Raw genomic sequence first — 241 nt, 5'->3', positions numbered from 1 at the left:
AACCCCACTGACAACCGAATCCGCCACAAGCGGATGGAGCGAGACATCCATGACGCATGGCATACAGGGCAGGCAACGCTGGTGGGCACTGATCGTGCTATGCCTGGGCGTCTTGATGATCGTGCTGGACACCACCATCGTCAACGTCGCCCTGCCCTCGATCCGCGAAGACCTGCATTTCACCGAAACCTCGCTGGTGTGGGTGGTGAACGCCTACATGCTGACCTTCGGCGGCTTCCTG

1 pseudogene is annotated in these 241 nt (G+C 60.2%); it reads left to right on the top strand.

Features of this window, described 5'->3' with window-relative positions:
- Positions 1-49 precede the first annotated feature (49 nt).
- Positions 50-241 (top strand): annotated as a pseudogene (locus SB771_RS36635) (MFS transporter); the annotation flags it as partial.

This window comes from Burkholderia sp. SIMBA_051 (assembly GCF_046534915.1).
In the GTDB taxonomy this organism is placed as follows: domain Bacteria; phylum Pseudomonadota; class Gammaproteobacteria; order Burkholderiales; family Burkholderiaceae; genus Burkholderia; species Burkholderia ambifaria.
Note: the sequence above shows the minus strand (reverse complement) of the source record. Positions and strands in the feature narration are given on the sequence as shown.